This window comes from Sphingobacterium sp. BS-2, from assembly GCF_046161205.1.
Taxonomy (GTDB): Bacteria; Bacteroidota; Bacteroidia; order Sphingobacteriales; family Sphingobacteriaceae; genus Sphingobacterium; species Sphingobacterium mizutaii.
This window is the reverse complement of record NZ_JBIXGO010000021.1, coordinates 506,414-523,846: the sequence shown is the minus strand read 5'-3', so window position 1 is coordinate 523,846 and position 17,433 is coordinate 506,414. Positions and strand designations below refer to the sequence as shown.

Genomic DNA, 17,433 nt, shown 5'->3' with positions numbered 1-17,433 from the left:
GGCTTTTGTTATTTCAAATTGTTATTTCTAACAATTATTTTTTGATCTCAACACGACGGTTTTGAACACGACCTTCTTCAGTGTCGTTTGAAGCAACTGGGTTAGCTTCACCGTATCCTGTAGCGTTGATGCTTGATGCAGATACTCCAGCGTTAACTAAGTATTGTTTTACTGCATTAGCACGGTCTTTTGATAAGTTCATGTTGTAAGCTTCTGTACCTTCAGCAGATGCATAACCATCTAATGAAACAGAACCGTTACTGTCTTTCAATTCTTTAGCTAATTTATCTAAAGTAGAGTAAGATTCAGTTTTCAATACTGAGCTATCAAATTCGAATTGAATTGGAGCAAAGTATCCTGAAGTAGTTCCGTCAGTTAATTGCTGAGGTTCAGGAAATTTGATTGGACATCCAGAACCATCAACTACCGTACCAGCAGGAGTTCCTGGACATTTGTCAAATTTGTCAGATACGCCGTCACCATCAGAGTCTTTGCTTAATTGATCAACTGTACCTTCCAAAGTAGATACGCGCTGTTTCAATGCTTCAACTTCGTTACGTAATGAAGGGTCTTTCAACTCATCATATAATGTAGCAACAGGGTTAGTGAACGTTAAGCTTTCTTTATCACGAGAACCTAAAGTGAACTCTAAGCCACCATATACGTTAGAGAATTTTTGCTTTCCGTCGTAACGAACCGGTCCGTATAATAAGTTGTCATCAGTGAAGTTCATTGTGTAACCTAAGTTCAAGGCAACAACTTCAGATAACTTGAATTTAACACCAACACCAACTGGGATATATCCAGTTAAACGGTTGTCACGGTCTCCAGTAGCCTCACGGTCACCGAAAATTTCTTGACCCCATTTACCTTCGTTGTTGTAAACTTCAGTACCAGTGAAATCGTTGTTAGCGAATTGAACTGGGTTATGAGCCATAACACCTAAACCAACTTTAGCGTAGAAGTTAACAGCGTTTTCTCTTCTCATGAAGTCGATAGTACCTAATTGGAATACACCATTTAAGCTAGCTGCCCAGTTAACTGAAGTCTCAGCAGATCTTGCACCTAAGTTATTCTCCGGAGTAGTAACTAAATCATGGTTGTAAGTTTTGATACGACCACGGTTACCTTCTAATTCTAAACCGAATAGGTGAGAGAATTGCTTACGGATAGTCAAACCATAGTATTCACCAACTTTGTTTTGGAAATATCCAACGCGTTGTCCGAAACCGTTTTGGCCACCAATAATAGTGTTTGGAGTAGTGATACCACCTTGAACACCAATTGACCAAGTTCTGTATTGTGATCTACCACCAAATACAGTTGGGGTTTGTGCTTGTGCAGTTTCAGCGAAACCTAAAGCGGCTACTAAAGAAGCTGCAACAGCTGTTTTTTTAATTGTAGAATAGTTCATACTCTTTTTTTTAAGGTTATTAAAATTTTTAATTGTTTCTAATTGTAAAAATCAATTTAACATAACTTAACAATAACGGTGCCAAAAAATGTTAAATTGCAAAAAGCCCTTTTTCCATGATATCCATAGGTCCTTTTGCCGCGTAAAAATACTTATTAACATTAAATAACACAAATTTTTTATCAAAACTTTATTAATTGTCAATAAATATGAGCACAATACCTTTGGTCTGTATGATTTTTACTACAAAATATAATGAATTATAGCTAGGGTTAACCCGCCTAACAGTGCACTAACAGGGATAGTTAATATCCAAGCCCATAATAAACTGATGGTTACTCCCCAACGAACGGCTGAAACTCTTTTTACTATACCCACCCCGATAATCGAACCAGTGATTGTATGGGTCGTTGAAACCGGAATGCCAAAATGTTCTGTAATACCTAAGGTTATTGCACCTGCTGTTTCAGCACTTACACCTTCTAAAGGAGTCACTTTTGTGATTTTTGTACCCATTGTCTTTACGATTTTCCATCCTCCACTCATCGTTCCTGCTGCGATCGCAAAATAACAGGCTAATGGAACCCACTCAGGCATTTCTTCAAAACTACCGATTACACCCTGTGCAATTAAGGCAGTAGCAATAATGCCCATGACCTTTTGCGCATCGTTACCACCATGAGCAAAACTCAATCCTGCCGATGAAACCAATTGCAGGATTTTAAACCATTTCTCGGCAACTGCAGGTCTAGCTTTTTTACAAATATTGATAATGATCAAAGTAATGATGATCGATATTGTCATACCTACCAATGGTGCCAATACAATAAAGGAAACAATTTTCAATGTTGCACTTAAATTGATAGCTTCCATTGGGTTTGCTCCTAAAAACAAAGCATAGGCCATCCCCGATCCAGCAAAACCTCCAATTAATGTATGGCTGGAACTAGACGGGATACCATAATACCAGGTAAAAAGGTTCCAGGCAATAGCTGCCACCAAGCCCGCAAATATTACCTCGAGGGTGATATATTCTTCAATGACCGTTTTGGCGATCGTATTGGCCACTTTATGATCGGTGAAAACAAAATAAGCAACAAAGTTGAACAAGGCTGCCCATAGTACTGCCATGAACGGGGTCAATACTTTGGTCGATACGATAGTCGCTATGGAGTTGGCTGCATCATGGAATCCATTGATGTAGTCAAACGCAATAGCTAAAACAATTACGACAATTAATAATGTGGTTATACCCATAATTTAATATTGTTGTGAGTTCTTATTTAATAAATTAAGCGTTCTTCACAAGAATACTTTCCAATACATTGGCAACATCCTCACATTTATCTGTCGCATCTTCCATTGCAGATAAAACTTCTTTGTTCTTGATCAGGTTGATTGCATCTTTTTCATACTCAAATAATTCGGCGACAGCTTTGTCAAAAATATAGTCAGCTTTATTTTCCACACTGTTGATGCGTACACATGAATCAGTAATGTTCCTGATGTTCTTAAGGTCTTTTAGCTCAAATAGTGCTTTTGCAACATGTTCCGTTGCTTCAAGGATCAAGCTTGAAATCTCTTTCATGGCTTCACTAGGTTCAGTGACCTTATAGAGCTCCATTCTATTGGAAGCACCATGGATAAAGTCCGCCACATCGTCTAATGAACTGGCCAATGCGTGGATATCCTCCCTGTCAAATGGTGTGATAAAGTTCTTTCCTAATTCCAAATGAATCTGATGGGTTAGATTGTCCCCTTTGTGCTCTAGATCCTCCAGCAATTTAGAGTTATCTTTTCTAAGCTGAAGATCTGTCGTATGAACGCTTTCTTTTAAAAGCTTGGCCATGTCAATTAAATTTGATCCGGCTTGTTCAAACAATGGGAAAAATTTCTTGTCCTTTGGGACAAAATATTGAAAAATGCTATTTAGAGACATAACTCGTATTTTTAGTAGCGCAAAATTATGCACTTAATGTTAAGTTAATGTTAAGTTTTAATAAATCGCTTAAATTAGGCCTTCTCGAGGGTAAAAGAAAAGGTGGTACCAATGCCTTCCGTGCTTCTGACGTGCACATTTTGCTGATGCGCCTCTATGATATGTTTAACGATTGCAAGACCTAATCCTGATCCTCCGATATCCCGAGATCTACTTTTATCCGTCCTGAAAAATCGCTCAAATACTCTCGGTAGATTTTTCTCCTCAATACCTTGGCCGTTATCTGTAATTTCAATCAGGACCTGATCTATTAATAAGTGAACCTTGATATTTGTTTTACCTCCTTTAGACCCATATTTGATTGAATTGTCAATGAGATTGATTAAAACCTGTTGAATTTTCTTTCTATCAGCCTTTACCTGTATGGGATTATTGCCTTTAGGATTAAAAACAAGCGTAATATTATTTTCTTTGGCTTTATATTCCAAATCATCGATCGTCTCCTTAATTAATGCAAGGAGGTCAAATTTTTCTATCAAAATGGATATTTCGCCAGATTCCAGCTTAGCTATTTCATCTAGATCATGAATTAAATAGCTCAACCGATCCAGGTTTCGAGAAGCTTTATTTAAAAAATTAACAGCCATTTCAGGATTGTCATCGATCATGCCATCCTGCAAGGTTTCAATATACCCTTGGATGGCAAACAGAGGGGTTTTGAATTCGTGCGAAATATTAGAAAGAAATTCTTTTCGGAACTTTTCCTGAGCTTTTAATTGGTTAATTTCTATTGTCTTTTGTTTTGCCCAGTCTCTCACTTCCTTTTCGGCATCACCAATTGGGTCTTCGGATTTATGGTCGCCCAAAGCATCCTTCAGCTCTTTGCCCAGCTTTAGGTTATGGATCAATTTGTATACAGATTTGATCCTTTCATACACGAATTTTTGGAAAACGTAGTTCAGTAAGCTAAAGGAGAGGACAAAGCTCAGTATGAGAATAAAGGTGAAAGTAGGCAGATCCCTCTCATAATAATAGTTCATTCCCGATAATGTAAAGGAAAAAACAAAACTAATTACAAGTATTAGGGTGCGAAAATTCATGTCTTACCTAATTAAAGGTGGTCTCAGCAATTGAGATTAAAATCGAGCAATAATAGATTTACCGCCAGTAACCTTATCTCCAATATTTACATTGATTTTTGTATCTAGCGGCAAGAATAAATCCACTCTGGATCCAAATTTAATAAATCCAAACTCTTCACCTTGTTTCACCTCTTGGCCTTCTTTCACATACCAAACAATCCTTCTGGCCATTGCACCAGCGATTTGGCGGAACAAAACTTCAACTCCAGATTGGGTTTTCACAACAACAGTTGTCCTTTCGTTGTCAGTGGACGATTTCGGATGCCAAGCCACCAAGAATTTCCCAGGATGGTATTTGAAAAAGGAAACAATTCCAGACACAGGGTTTCTATTGACATGTACATTGACAGGAGACATAAAAATCGAAACCTGAATTCTACGGTCTTTCAAGTACTCAGTTTCTTCCGTTTCTTCAATAACTACCACTTTTCCATCAGCAGGGCATAATACAACCCCCTCGTCGATTGTTATGGTTTTGTTAGGGCTTCTGAAAAATTGAACAATGGTTATCAGCAAAAATGCTGAAACAATATAAATGATCCATTTCACAGCACTGCCGGCATCATAATAATGTGCAATGGCGTTTATTATAAAAATAAATAATACTACTAATGCTAAACTGGTATAGCCTTCCTTGTGAAATTTCATAAATAAATATTTGTGCAAATATAATTATTCTGTATAAATGTCCTATGGTTCATTCTTCCTACCGATATTCAAGCTATGGAATTGTATCTTTCCGGACTCATCAGACGATACTTTTCCCTTTACAGTGATCTCATCTTCAATATATTCGCCATTTGCAAATGAAGGGATATATCTTTCTACAGAATTCAAGACCATTCTGAAGGGTCTACTTATTTCCTTCGGAACATCATCAATAATCTCCAATTTTGAGGGATTCCCATCCTTGCTCACCTGAATCTTATATTCAAAATTATCTTCAATGGGACTCCTTAATTCAAAAGAATTGAAAGGTTGGGTCAGAAAATCAGATAAATAGCTGTTATAGCCAGCAATCTCATCATAATTACAAGCTTTCGATATGAATTTTTCTGCCCTAAAGAAATTCTCAACGGGGAGCAAACTGAAAATTGGCGAAGAATACTCGGTTTCATTGATTATATCATAGCCAGATTTGAATACCCCTCTATAATAAGCCTCTTCCGCAACCAAATCCGATAGTTTGTCTGCCGTATAATAAATCTGCCATATTCCATCGGGAACGCCATCCCTTAATTTCCCTTTATGTTTCACAAAAGGATAGCCATAAGGATTATAGCCTTGGAAAGGAACATTGAATTCAAACCTTCCATTTCCTTCATCAACAACTTTTCTGCCGCGAGTATCAATGAATTCCTTGATTTTTACATAATCGGAAGCAAATTCAACTACCATCATCAATTCCCCATCGGGATAATAATAGTTCCAATTACCTTGAGGCCTGTCATCTACAAAAGTGGTTTCCCATTTAATGGAGCGATTGGGATGATAAGCCTTGAAATAGCCCGATTTTTTCCCATCCACATAAGATCCTTCAAGAATGGGTCTGCCATCAAGATCAAAATCTGTAAACGAACCGATATACTTACTGCTTGCCGGGTCAAAACTTGCTACCCTTTCAATGCTCTTGAATTCACAGTCCCTATCAACCAGATAATAATTGCTGTCAAAATAAAAGCGCACCAGGTTCTCTCCCGATTTTTCAAAAAAAACAGGGTTCCGGTCCTGACCAAACGTGTTCAGGAAAAATACCATCAAGAAAAAAATACCGCTCAGTACTTTCATTGCGTCTAATGTGCTTCCAACCAATTTTTCCCTTCACCAATCTCTATTTCAATCGGAACCTGCATTTCAATGGCGTTTTTCATCCTGTTTTCGATGATCGCTTTAAATTCATCAATTTCATGGTTAGGGACATCGAACACAAGTTCATCATGCACCTGCATGATCATTTTGCCTTCCAATCCTTTTTCTGCGATATCCTTTTGGATATTGATCATCGCGATTTTGATCAAATCTGCAGCCGATCCTTGGATAGGGGCATTAATGGCATTTCGTTCCGCAAAACCTCTCACGGTCATGTTCGCAGAATTGATGTCTCTTAAATAACGCCTTCTTTTCAATATAGTTTCCACATACCCGTTTTCCTTGGCAAATTCAATCACCTCGCCCATATATTTGCGGATACCGGTATATTGGGTAAAGTACTGATCAATGATTTCCGCAGCTTCTTTACGGCTAATCCCCAAGTTTTGTGACAGTCCAAATGCAGATTGTCCATAGATAATCCCAAAGTTGACCGCCTTTGCATTCCTTCTCATGTCAGAATTAACTTCATCCAACGATACAGAGTACACCCTGGCAGCAGTAGCCTTGTGAATATCGAGTCCTTGTTTAAAGGCCTCCAACATATTTACATCTTGACTTAATTCAGCCATAATCCTGAGCTCAATCTGAGAATAATCGGCAGAAAGCAAGGTCCAGTTCTCATTTCGACTGATAAATGCTTTTCTTACCCCTCTTCCTCTTTCCGTACGGATTGGGATATTCTGCAAATTAGGATTGGTTGAACTTAACCTACCTGTTGCCGCTACAGCCTGATTATAGGAGGTGTGGATTAAACCTGTATTCGGATTGATCAAATTAGGAAGGGCATCGACATATGTAGATTTTAGCTTTTGAAGCTGTCTGAAATCTAAGATATCTTGAACGATATCGGATTTATTTGCCAATGCCAATAATACATCTTCTCCAGTTTTATATTGACCAGTTTTTGTTTTTTTCGCTTTCGGATCCAATTGAAGTTTATCAAATAATACTTCACCTAATTGCTTTGGAGAGGCAATATTAAAGGTAACTCCAGCTTTTTCATAAATCTGTTGTTCCAATACCTTAACATCCCTTTCAATTTCTGTAGAGAACTGATGCAAAGTATCTACATCGATCTTTACCCCATTCCTTTCTACTTCTGCCAATACCTTTAATAAAGGGAATTCAACTTTTTGTGCTAAATCCAGGGTAGAGGTTTCTTCAAGTAATGGAGCAAGCTTATTTTTTAATTGCAAAGTGATGTCTGCATCTTCAGAAGCGTATTCTTTGACCAATTCCACATCCACATCACGCATATTACCTTGGTTTTTACCTTTAGTACCAATCAATTCAGTAATAGAAACCGGCGTATAGTTTAAGTAGGTCTCCGATAGGTAATCCATGTTATGTCTTGTATCGGGATCAATTAGGTAATGAGCGAGCATGGTATCAAAAAACTCACCTTTCACATCCACTCCATACCTAGATAGAAGCAGAATGTCATACTTCAGGTTTTGGCCAATTTTTTTAATGTTTTCATTTTCAAATAATCCTTTGAATATATCAACGGTTTTCTGAGCCTCTGCTTGATCAGCACTAACCGGAATATAATACCCTTCAAATGCCTTTGTGCTAAATGATATCCCAACCAATTCTGCTTGAAGAGCATCTAAACCAGTTGTTTCTGTATCAAAACAGAAAGATTCCTCCTTTGATAATTGCAGAGCCAGTTCTCTTTGTTTTTCTTCGCTATCCAGCAATGTATACTGATGTGCAGTATTTTGAAGATTAGTGAAAACAGGAGCTTCAGCAGTATCCGATGGGAGATTATTCTTTGAGCCCGCTAAGTTGGCATCATCATGAACAGCAAATAGGTCCATCTGTCCGGCTTTCGAATTTGGATTTTCAATCATGCTGAAATCATCTCCAAAAACTCTTTTCCCAAGAGTCCTGAATTCCAACTCCACAAATAAAGGTTCTAAAACTTCTTTATTAGGTTTCTCCAATTCCAATGCTTTTTCATCAAACTCAACCGGAACATCCAGCAATATCGTAGCAAGTTTTTTAGAGATCAAGCCCTGTTCAGCGTGGTTTTCTACATTTTCTTTCAGTTTACCCTTCAGCTTATCCGTATTCTGAATCAGGTTTTCGATGGATCCGAATTCCTGGATTAGCTTTTTCGCAGTTTTCTCTCCGATACCCGGAATACCAGGGATATTATCCACGGCATCCCCCCAAAGACCAAGAATATCGATCACCTCATGGACATTGTTGATTTCCCATTTCTCCAAGATCTCCGCAACGCCTAATGTTTCAGCGCCATTGCCCATCCGGGCAGGTTTATAGATGAAAATGTTTTCAGATACCAATTGACCGAAATCTTTGTCCGGAGTCATACAATAGACCGTATAGTCCATCTTTTCACCTTTTTTTGCCAAGGTTCCAATAATGTCATCCGCCTCAAAACCATCCATGGTAATGATTGGAATGTTAAATCCTTCGATTAGGCGGAAAATATATGGGATGGAAGCTGCAAGATCCTCAGGCATTTTTTCACGTTGAGCCTTATAAGCCTCAAATTCCAAATGTCTGTTGGTAGGTGCTGCTGTATCGAATACAACAGCGATATGACTAGGTTTCTGATTATTTAAAACATCGAGCAAGGTATTGGTAAAACCCATGATTGCTCCTGTATTTAGTCCGTATGATGTAATGCGGGGTGTTTTACTGAGTGCGAAGTATGCACGGTAAATCAATGCCATCCCGTCTAAAAGAAATAACTTTTTCAAATTCTTCGTTTTTTTACCTGTATAACAAAGTTAACAAATTCAAATAGACGCAAAGATTAATTATTTTTTTCCATTTTTGCGGGGATTGCTTGTATTTTTAATAAATATGGAAAATTGATATGCGCGGACTTGTAACAAAATCTACCGGTAGTTGGTACCAAGTTTTGGGTGATGATGGAAATAGATATGAATGTCGGATAAAGGGAATATTCAGAACTCAGGGCATAAAGACAACTAATCCCATTGCTGTGGGGGATAGGGTGGAGTTTGAAATTGAACAAGGCCAACAAAGCGCTGTTATTACTAAGCTTGAACCTAGGAAGAATTATATTATCCGTAGGTCTGTCAACCTTTCCAAGCAAACCCAGATTATTGGTGCAAACCTAGATCTAGCACTTTTAGTTGTTACATTGGCCTCCCCGCCGACGTCGACCGGTTTTATTGATCGATTCCTGGTTACTGCGGAAGCCTATGGTATTCCAGCAGCACTTGTCTTCAATAAATTAGACCTTTTTTCTGAGGAAGGGTTGGAGATCCTTGCAGAATACATCGCCATATATGAAAACCTTGGCTACCCTTGTTTCACTGTTTCAGCCCTAGAAAGGGAGAACATTGAAACCCTGAATGAAGTCCTAAAGGATAAGATTACCCTGATTTCAGGACACTCAGGTGTGGGTAAATCAACTTTGATCAATGCCATTATCCCCGGATCTGACCTCAAAACAGGAAATATCTCGGATTGGTCTGACAAAGGAAAACATACCACAACCTTTGCAGAAATGATCGACCTTCCTTTCAGTGGTAAACTGATCGATACTCCCGGTATTCGTGAGCTAGGAATTGTAGATATCGAACCCCAAGAACTATCCCATTATTTCCCTGAAATGAGGAACCTGCTCAATCAATGTAAATTCCATAATTGTAGACATATCAATGAACCGGGATGCGCCGTTTTGGATGCTCTGGAAAATGGGGAGATTGAACCCTCACGGTATGATAGCTACTTGAGTATCTACAATAATGAAAACAATAGAAATTAATTCCTTCAAAATATTTCAAAAGAATTGTAGTTATTTTGTTCTTTTTCAGTTAGTTGTTTTAATTCTCTTTAAATATTTTGTCCAGTAAATAAACATATTGGCTATATTGTTGTTAGGAATTAACACAAGCTGGGGATAAACCGTTTTTTTGAATTTTATGAAACCTATTTGGAAATGGATTATTGGGATTTTAGCCTTCTTGATTTTGGCTATTTTGGGGATTGGCTGGTATTATAGCCGAAACTGGAAACCTATTGTTGAAACGAAACTGAAAGAAACCGTTTCTAAGGCTACTGACGGTCTGTATTCATTAAAATACGATGATTTAGATCTTAACGTTGCCCTAGGGAATGTCACCCTTAAAAATGCAGAATTGATTCCTGATTCTGCTGTCTATCGCCAAATGGTCCTCTCAAAAGAGGCACCAAATAGCCGCTATCATATTAAACTGGCTGCCTTGAAAGTCCGTAGGTTCAATATCTGGGATGTCATCAAGAACAGAAAACTATACATCAAGGAAATCAATTTTGATTCACCTGATATCCATATGATATCCGAACGCCACGCCTATAATGATACCATTCAGCCAAAACAGTCGAAGACGCTTTATGATAATATCAAAGATGTCTTTAGTTCCATCAATGTTCGTGACATCAACATAGATAACGTAAAATTTAAGTTCTCGAAAATCGAAGAGGGCAAGTCAAGCGATATCCTTCTAGATAGTATCGGGATTAAGGTGCATGATGTTTTGGTGGATCAAGCTTCAATCCATGATACCACCCGCCTGTTCTACACCAAGATGGTTGAAGTAGAGGTGCCAAAGTTCGAGTACGAACTTTCAAACGGTATTTACAAAGCCAAGTTTGACCACCTGATCATGAATACCCGTGACCAAAACGTCTTGTTGACCAAGGTAGAGTATGCTCCAAAAATGAGTAAAGCGGCGTATTTCAAAGCCCGAAATGAGAACATTACCATGGCTGTTATGAAATTTGATACTTTGCGGTTTGAGAAATTAGACTTCAAGGAGCTGATTGATAACCAACAAACCATTTCCCAGCACGTACAGATAAAAAATGGTTCCGTTTCATTATATAATGATAAGAGATATCCCAAGAAAAGCAGTTCAAAGATAGGGAAGTCTCCCCAACAGCAACTGATGAAAGTGAAACAGCTTATCCGGATCGATACCGTTTTCGTGGATAATGTAGATGTGCTGTACGGTGAGCATTCTGCGAAATACAATAAAGAGGGGATAATTACCTTTAACCATGCGAAAGGAACATTGACGAATGTCACCAATGACAGTACATTGTTGGCAAAGGATAAGTTCATGCGTGCGGATTTACAGGCCAGGATCATGAATGCAGGGCTGCTTAAGATCCAGTTTGGATTCGATATGCTTAGCAAGGACGGCTTCCACACCTATAAAGGCTCTTTAGGCAGGATGCAAGCCCCTGCTTTCAATAAAATTTTGACACCATTGCTAAATGCTGAAATAGCATCAGGAAATATCAGAAGCATCAGTTTTAATTTTCAGGCGAACGACTATAGAAACTGGGGAGATTTTAGATTCGATTACGACCATCTAAAATTAAACCTGATGAATGCCATAGATCCAGGGATGAGCAAAACAAAAAAAGGAGTCCTATCCTTTGTTGTCAATAATATCCTGATCAATGATAGTAACCCGGATGCCAATGAAAAATACCATATTGGCAAGGTAAATTATAAACGTGTTCCAGAACACACCTTCTTCAAAACCCTTTGGCAAAGTCTCTTGGATGGTATCAAGCAATGTGCGGGTATCAGCAAAGAAAGAGAGGCAAAACTGCTTGGTGCAGCTGAAAAAGGAAAAGATGTCGTAGATGAAACTAAAGGTGTAATCAAGCGTACAGGTAATTTCTTCAAAGGAATTTTCAAAAAGAAAGACAAAGAAAAAGAAGAAGAGAAAAATTAGTTTCACGTGAAAGCTTTTTTTAATCAGGCGCTCATTAATGAATGATATTGCTATGTTTGTAACTTGATGGATTCGATATTTAGCTTCCTAAAATATATATTTCGTTATAAAAAGAAAACCGTAGATCAGATCGTTTTCTATGTCAGTTTGATCAGTGCCGCAACGATGGTTGTTCATGTGGGTTATATTACCGACCCTGAAGTTGCAAAGTTGACCGATAATGCAGTTGTGGCGTTATACTATGGACTTTTCCTCTTTGAAATCATTCGAACGGCCTCATCCATATTAGTTGCTCGACGGATCAATGTCTCCCATTACACGGGGGTCATGGTCAGCGCCTACTTTCTTCTGATCACCATTTCCCGATTAACAGGAGGGATCTTGTCCACGTTCGCAAAAGATGAATGGCTATATCTTGGAATTGCCATTATCTTCCTCTCAGAACTATCCAAGAACAGTCTTTTCTTTGATAATTTCTATTTCAATCCTACCATATTGTTTGTCATCAGTTTCTTGGGATTGATTATTCTAGGTGCATTTCTACTGATGCTGCCAAGAACTACTTTGGAAGCTCCATTAAGCTTTGTCGATGCCTTTTTTATGGCAACCAGTGCCGTTTGTATCACTGGACTTTCCACCACCGATATTTCTACCAACTTTTCCCTTTTTGGACAATCCGTTATCATGGCATTGATCCAAGTCGGCGGTCTGGGGATTATGACCTTTACGGGGTTCTTCGGTTATTTCTTTTCAGGGGGGTTTTCCTTTAAGAATCAATTGATGTTTGGGGAGATTTTGGGAGAAAACAAACTGAATTCCGTAATCTCCACTTTACTGACCATCATCTTTATAACACTGCTTTTTGAATTGATGGGAGCGGTCATGATTTTTGCGTCCCTAGAGGCTAAATACTTTGATTCCGTGGGAGAGATGATCTTCTTTTCCTGTTTCCATGCTATCTCAGGATTCTGTAATGCCGGTTTTACCATTATTAAAGATGGAGTGACCAGCGATGAATACCGTTTCAATTATAACTTCCAGTTAGCGGTTGCATCCATGTTTATTTTGGGAGGGTTCGGCTTTGGTACCATATTTAATCTATATACCTGGGTCCAAGAGAAAGTGAAATCCATGGTTCGTAGGCTGATACTAAAGAAAAACTATCGATATAAACCACAGGTTTTTTCGTTCAATTCCAGGTTTATTGTAGTCTGTAATGTTACTGTTATCATCCTTGCTACAATATCATTCTTTGTTCTGGAACAAAATCACAGCCTGATGGCTGACAAATCCTCATTTGGAAGATGGGTGACCTCAATTTTCATGGCCAATTCCACCCGATCTGCAGGATTTAATAGTGTGGACCTTAACTTTATCAATATTCCCACTTTGATCATGTTCGTGACCCTGATGTGGATCGGGGTTTCTCCAGGATCAACAGGAGGTGGGGTAAAAGTAACCACCATAGCAATCGCATTGATGAATATTGTTGCTCTTGCCAAGGGTAAGGAATCTATTGAAATATATAAACGGAAAATCGCATCAGAATCTGTCAATAAGGCATTCGCCATTATCTTGCTATCGGTTCTGACCATCACATTGAGTTTTATTCTTTTGAACTTTTCGGATCCAAACCAACAGATGATTCCTCTGTTGTTTGAATCTGTATCTGCATATACCACTTGTGGACTATCATTGGGGATTACCTCATCATTAACTGCAACTAGTAAAATCATTTTAATGTTTACCATGTTTGTAGGTAGGGTAGGGATGTTAACCCTATTGGTGGCATTCATCAAGAATACAAGGAACAAAAGCTATATTTATCCAACTGAAAAAGTATTGTTTTAAGAGTATGAAATATATAGTATTAGGATTAGGGCACTTTGGGAGATCTTTAGCCATCCACCTTACCGAGCTAGGTCATGAAGTCATTGCGGCTGATAAAAACATAAGCATTGTTGAACAGACCAAGGACCGAATTACGCATACTGTGTGTCTGGACAGTACCGACCGCGATGCGGTAAGTTCATTGCCTTTGCGGGAAAGTAATGCCGTGATCGTGGCGATAGGTGAAGAAGAGGGGGCAAGTCTGATGACAGTAGCCTTGTTGAAACAATTGAAAGTAAAAAGAATCATCGGGCGAGTTGTTTCAGACCTTCAGAAAACGGTATTGGAAGCCATGAACATTGATGAATATATCATGCCTGAGGAAGAAGCTGCGGAGCGACTGGCGATGCGCTTGGATAATATTGATATTGTAGACTCCTTCAAGATTTCTGAAAAATACAGCATAATCGAAACTAAAGTGCCCAGCAAATATGTAGGAATGACCCTAAAAGAAGCTGATCTGACCAATAAATACAAGGTCATTGTCCTTACGACGGTCCATGTAGAAAATGAAACCACAAAAGATGGTTCAACCCGGGTAAATAAGGAGGCTTCGGGAATTGCAAAATCCGACACCGTATTAATGGAAAACGATCTTCTCGTCCTGTTCGGAGAGCTGGCAAATATTAAAGATTTGATTCAGAAAGCCTAAATTAAACTTTAGCCTAGATCCTTCCCCTAGACAAAATTAATCAATCTAAGAAGCTGTCCAATCCGATAAGCTTCTCTTGTTTTATTTCAACTTTCTCATTTCTCTTATCTCAAATCTCACTTCTATTCTATATTTTTGGAGCTATATCATTAATAATCCTATTAATTACTAGATGAAAACTTGGTTTAAGGAAAATCAGAATCACTTAATCATTATAGGCATCTTCTTGCTTCTAGTGGTGTTTTATTTTACGCCCGTATGGCAAGGCAAAACCTTATTGCAAAGTGACGTGATGCAAGCTCGTGGTAGTCAGAAAGAAATTTTCGATTATAGAGAAAAAGACGGTACAACTCCATTATGGACGAATTCCATGTTCGGGGGAATGCCAACCTACCAGATTTGGTATGATCATGCCAATAATATCACTACCCATATCGGACCGGCTATCAGGGCAATATTCCCTCCGCCAGCAGATGTCTTGTTGATGTTCCTTTTGGGCGGTTATTTCCTGTTCGCCGTATTGCGAATGAAACCTTGGGTCGCCGCCATTGGTGCCGTCGCCCTTGCGTTTTCATCCTATAATATGATATATGTCGAAGCTGGGCACATCAATAAAGCCTATGCCATCGCCTATTTCGCACCGATCATCGGTTCTGTTATCCTCTGTTACCGCGGCAGTAAGTTTTGGGGCCCCAGTTTACTGGCCCTGTTCTTAGCGCTGGAACTAAGGGCAAACCACATTCAAATGACCTATTACCTCTTCCTTGCCTTATTGGTATTGGTAGGATTTGAATTATATTATGCTATCCGCGACAAAAAACTGAACAATTTCTTAAAAGCTACAGGTTTGCAGCTCGTTGGGGTGGTTGTCGCCATTTTGGTAAACGCCTCGGTGTTGTTCCCGACTTATGAATATAGCAAAGAGACCATCCGTGGCAAGGCCAATATCAGCAAAACAGATGATTCTGGTAAATCTGCTGCAGGTCTGGATAAGGAATATGCCTATGCTTGGAGCCAAGGTATTGGTGAAAATATTACCTTCTTGATTCCAAATGCCTATGGCGGCCGTTCTGGAGGTACATTAACAGCAGAGTCAAATACCATAAAAAGCTTGGAGAAATTTGGTGCTACCAAAGAAGAAGCTCTTCAATATGCAAACAGACTATTCCCTACCTATTGGGGTGAGAAGCAATTTACTTCTGGACCTTGGTATTTTGGTGCAGGAGTGATTTTCTTGTTTGTCCTAGCCCTATTTGTGGTAAGAGACCGATTAAAATGGTGGATTCTGGCAGCAACTGCCCTGACTCTTCTACTTTCTTTTGGTCGTCACTTACCATTTATTTCTGACCTGTTCTTTGACTACTTCCCAATGTACAACAAATTCAGGGCGGTAGAATCAATATTGGTAATTCCATCTGTTTTGATCCCGTTACTTGCAATCATGGGATTGAACGAGATTATTACCCGCGGAAATGAAATCAAAGACCTAGATAAAAAAGTATTGTATTCTGGAGGTGCCGTAGCCTTAATCTGTCTACTTATTGCTTTGATGCCAAGTCTGCTTTCTCTACGTACGTCAAACCATCAGGAATACATTGCTTCTCTGCAACAATTTATCCAGGATCCAAGTTTAGCCAGTGAATTAGCAAATTCATTGCTGAAAGATCGTGCAGATATGGCCTCAAATGATGCTTGGCGTTCTTTCTTTATAGTAGTCTTGACCTTAGCTTTCGTTTGGTTTTTCGTCAAGAAAAAACTTAATGCAGGGATCTTGATCGCTGCAGTAGCTGTTATTACGCTAGTGGATCTTTGGACAGTTGATAAGAGATACTTAAACACAGAATCTTTTGTAGATAAGGGCATCTATGAAAAACCAATTCCTGAAAGAGAAGTCGATCAATTGATCCATTTGGACAAAGACCTTTCTTATAGGGTATTTGATTTGACAACCAGTCCTTTCAATGATGCTAGTGCATCGTACTTCCATAAAAGTATCGGTGGTTATCATGCCGCTAAATTGATGCGTTTCCAAGAATTATTGGAACATCAGTTCAATGGGAACCTAAATGAAGATGTATTGGATATGTTGAATGTCCGTTATATCATTACAAAAGATCAGAGCAACAATTCGGATAGGATCCAACGCAGAAGTTCTGCTTTAGGAAATGCATGGTTTGTGAACAACATTAAATTTGTGAATAGCAACCAAGCGGAGATGGATGCTCTGGGAACCTTCGATCCTAAAAAAGAAGCAATTGTCAATGAAGGATTGAAAGGTCAGTTAGGTGATAAATCTATTGGTCAGCCGAATAACGCTGAAATCAAATTGACATCTTACCATCCAGATACATTGAAATATGAGTACTCAGCAGGGAACAATGTTTTTGCGGTATTCTCGGAGATTTACTATGACAAAGGATGGAAAGCTTACGTTGATGGCGAAGAAGTGCCAATCATCAGAACAGATTACCTGTTGAGAGGTTTATCGCTCCCGGGAGGAAACCACAAAGTGGAATTTGTTTTTGCACCAGATTCTATGCGAATCAGCAATATCATTTCATTGATCGCGTCGATAACCCTGGTTTTAGGTCTAGGATTCGCAATATGGTTGTCCATAAAACATAGAAAAGAAAAAGCTAAATAAATAGGCTTATACGTATAGAAAAAGGAGATTCTTGTCTAGAGAATCTCCTTTTTTATGTGTTTTGGTTGTTGTGCTCGACTACGACGGCTATCGAGCGAAGCCGGGATCCCGCTCAACCATCGGATGCTGTCGTGCTGTTCCATAGATC

Annotated in this window: 12 protein-coding genes; 5 read left to right on the top strand and 7 right to left on the bottom strand. The window is 38.8% G+C overall.

All coding sequences use genetic code 11. The features are described from left to right. Window positions 1–34 precede the first annotated feature (34 nt). The 7 genes from ACK2WI_RS18390 to polA all read right to left on the bottom strand — a co-directional run bounded on the left by ACK2WI_RS18390 (window position 35) and on the right by polA (window position 9,096). Window positions 35–1,414 (bottom strand): OmpA family protein, encoded by a 1,380-nt coding sequence (locus tag ACK2WI_RS18390; protein WP_409151908.1) that lies wholly within the window; start codon window positions 1,412–1,414, stop codon window positions 35–37. 243 nt (window positions 1,415–1,657) lie between these two features. Further along, entirely contained in the window at window positions 1,658–2,671 is a 1,014-nt protein-coding gene (locus tag ACK2WI_RS18385) for an inorganic phosphate transporter (RefSeq protein WP_094257458.1), read from the bottom strand. A gap of 34 nt (window positions 2,672–2,705) precedes the next feature. Continuing rightward, window positions 2,706–3,353: a DUF47 domain-containing protein gene (locus tag ACK2WI_RS18380; RefSeq protein WP_094257457.1), complete on the bottom strand. Its 648-nt coding sequence runs from the start codon at window positions 3,351–3,353 to the stop codon at window positions 2,706–2,708. Window positions 3,354–3,427: 74 nt separating this feature from the next. Then, window positions 3,428–4,453: a cell wall metabolism sensor histidine kinase WalK gene (locus ACK2WI_RS18375; protein ID WP_093099630.1), complete on the bottom strand. Its 1,026-nt coding sequence runs from the start codon at window positions 4,451–4,453 to the stop codon at window positions 3,428–3,430. 36 nt (window positions 4,454–4,489) lie between these two features. Continuing rightward, a complete protein-coding gene (locus ACK2WI_RS18370; protein ID WP_409151907.1) occupies window positions 4,490–5,143 on the bottom strand; it encodes a phosphatidylserine decarboxylase family protein in 654 nt (217 codons plus the stop codon). A 42-nt stretch (window positions 5,144–5,185) separates the two neighbouring features. Further along, entirely contained in the window at window positions 5,186–6,283 is a 1,098-nt protein-coding gene (locus ACK2WI_RS18365) for a hypothetical protein (RefSeq protein ID WP_312697256.1), read from the bottom strand. A gap of 5 nt (window positions 6,284–6,288) precedes the next feature. Further along, window positions 6,289–9,096 (bottom strand): DNA polymerase I, encoded by a 2,808-nt coding sequence (gene polA, locus ACK2WI_RS18360; protein WP_409151906.1) that lies wholly within the window; start codon window positions 9,094–9,096, stop codon window positions 6,289–6,291. A 119-nt stretch (window positions 9,097–9,215) separates the two neighbouring features. Here polA and rsgA point away from each other — a divergent pair, with 119 nt between their 5' ends. The 5 genes from rsgA to ACK2WI_RS18335 all read left to right on the top strand — a co-directional run bounded on the left by rsgA (window position 9,216) and on the right by ACK2WI_RS18335 (window position 17,285). Beyond that, on the top strand, window positions 9,216–10,136 hold the full coding sequence (gene rsgA, locus ACK2WI_RS18355) for a ribosome small subunit-dependent GTPase A (protein ID WP_409151905.1): 921 nt from the start codon (window positions 9,216–9,218) through the stop codon (window positions 10,134–10,136). Between the two features lie 157 nt (window positions 10,137–10,293). Beyond that, on the top strand, window positions 10,294–12,099 hold the full coding sequence (locus tag ACK2WI_RS18350) for a hypothetical protein (RefSeq protein WP_409151904.1): 1,806 nt from the start codon (window positions 10,294–10,296) through the stop codon (window positions 12,097–12,099). Between the two features lie 66 nt (window positions 12,100–12,165). After that, a complete protein-coding gene (locus ACK2WI_RS18345; protein ID WP_409151903.1) occupies window positions 12,166–13,950 on the top strand; it encodes a TrkH family potassium uptake protein in 1,785 nt (594 codons plus the stop codon). 4 nt (window positions 13,951–13,954) lie between these two features. After that, window positions 13,955–14,641, top strand: a complete 687-nt coding sequence (locus ACK2WI_RS18340) for a TrkA family potassium uptake protein (RefSeq protein ID WP_313366911.1) — start codon at window positions 13,955–13,957, stop codon at window positions 14,639–14,641. 172 nt (window positions 14,642–14,813) lie between these two features. Beyond that, window positions 14,814–17,285 (top strand): YfhO family protein, encoded by a 2,472-nt coding sequence (locus ACK2WI_RS18335; RefSeq protein WP_409151902.1) that lies wholly within the window; start codon window positions 14,814–14,816, stop codon window positions 17,283–17,285. Window positions 17,286–17,433 lie beyond the last annotated feature (148 nt).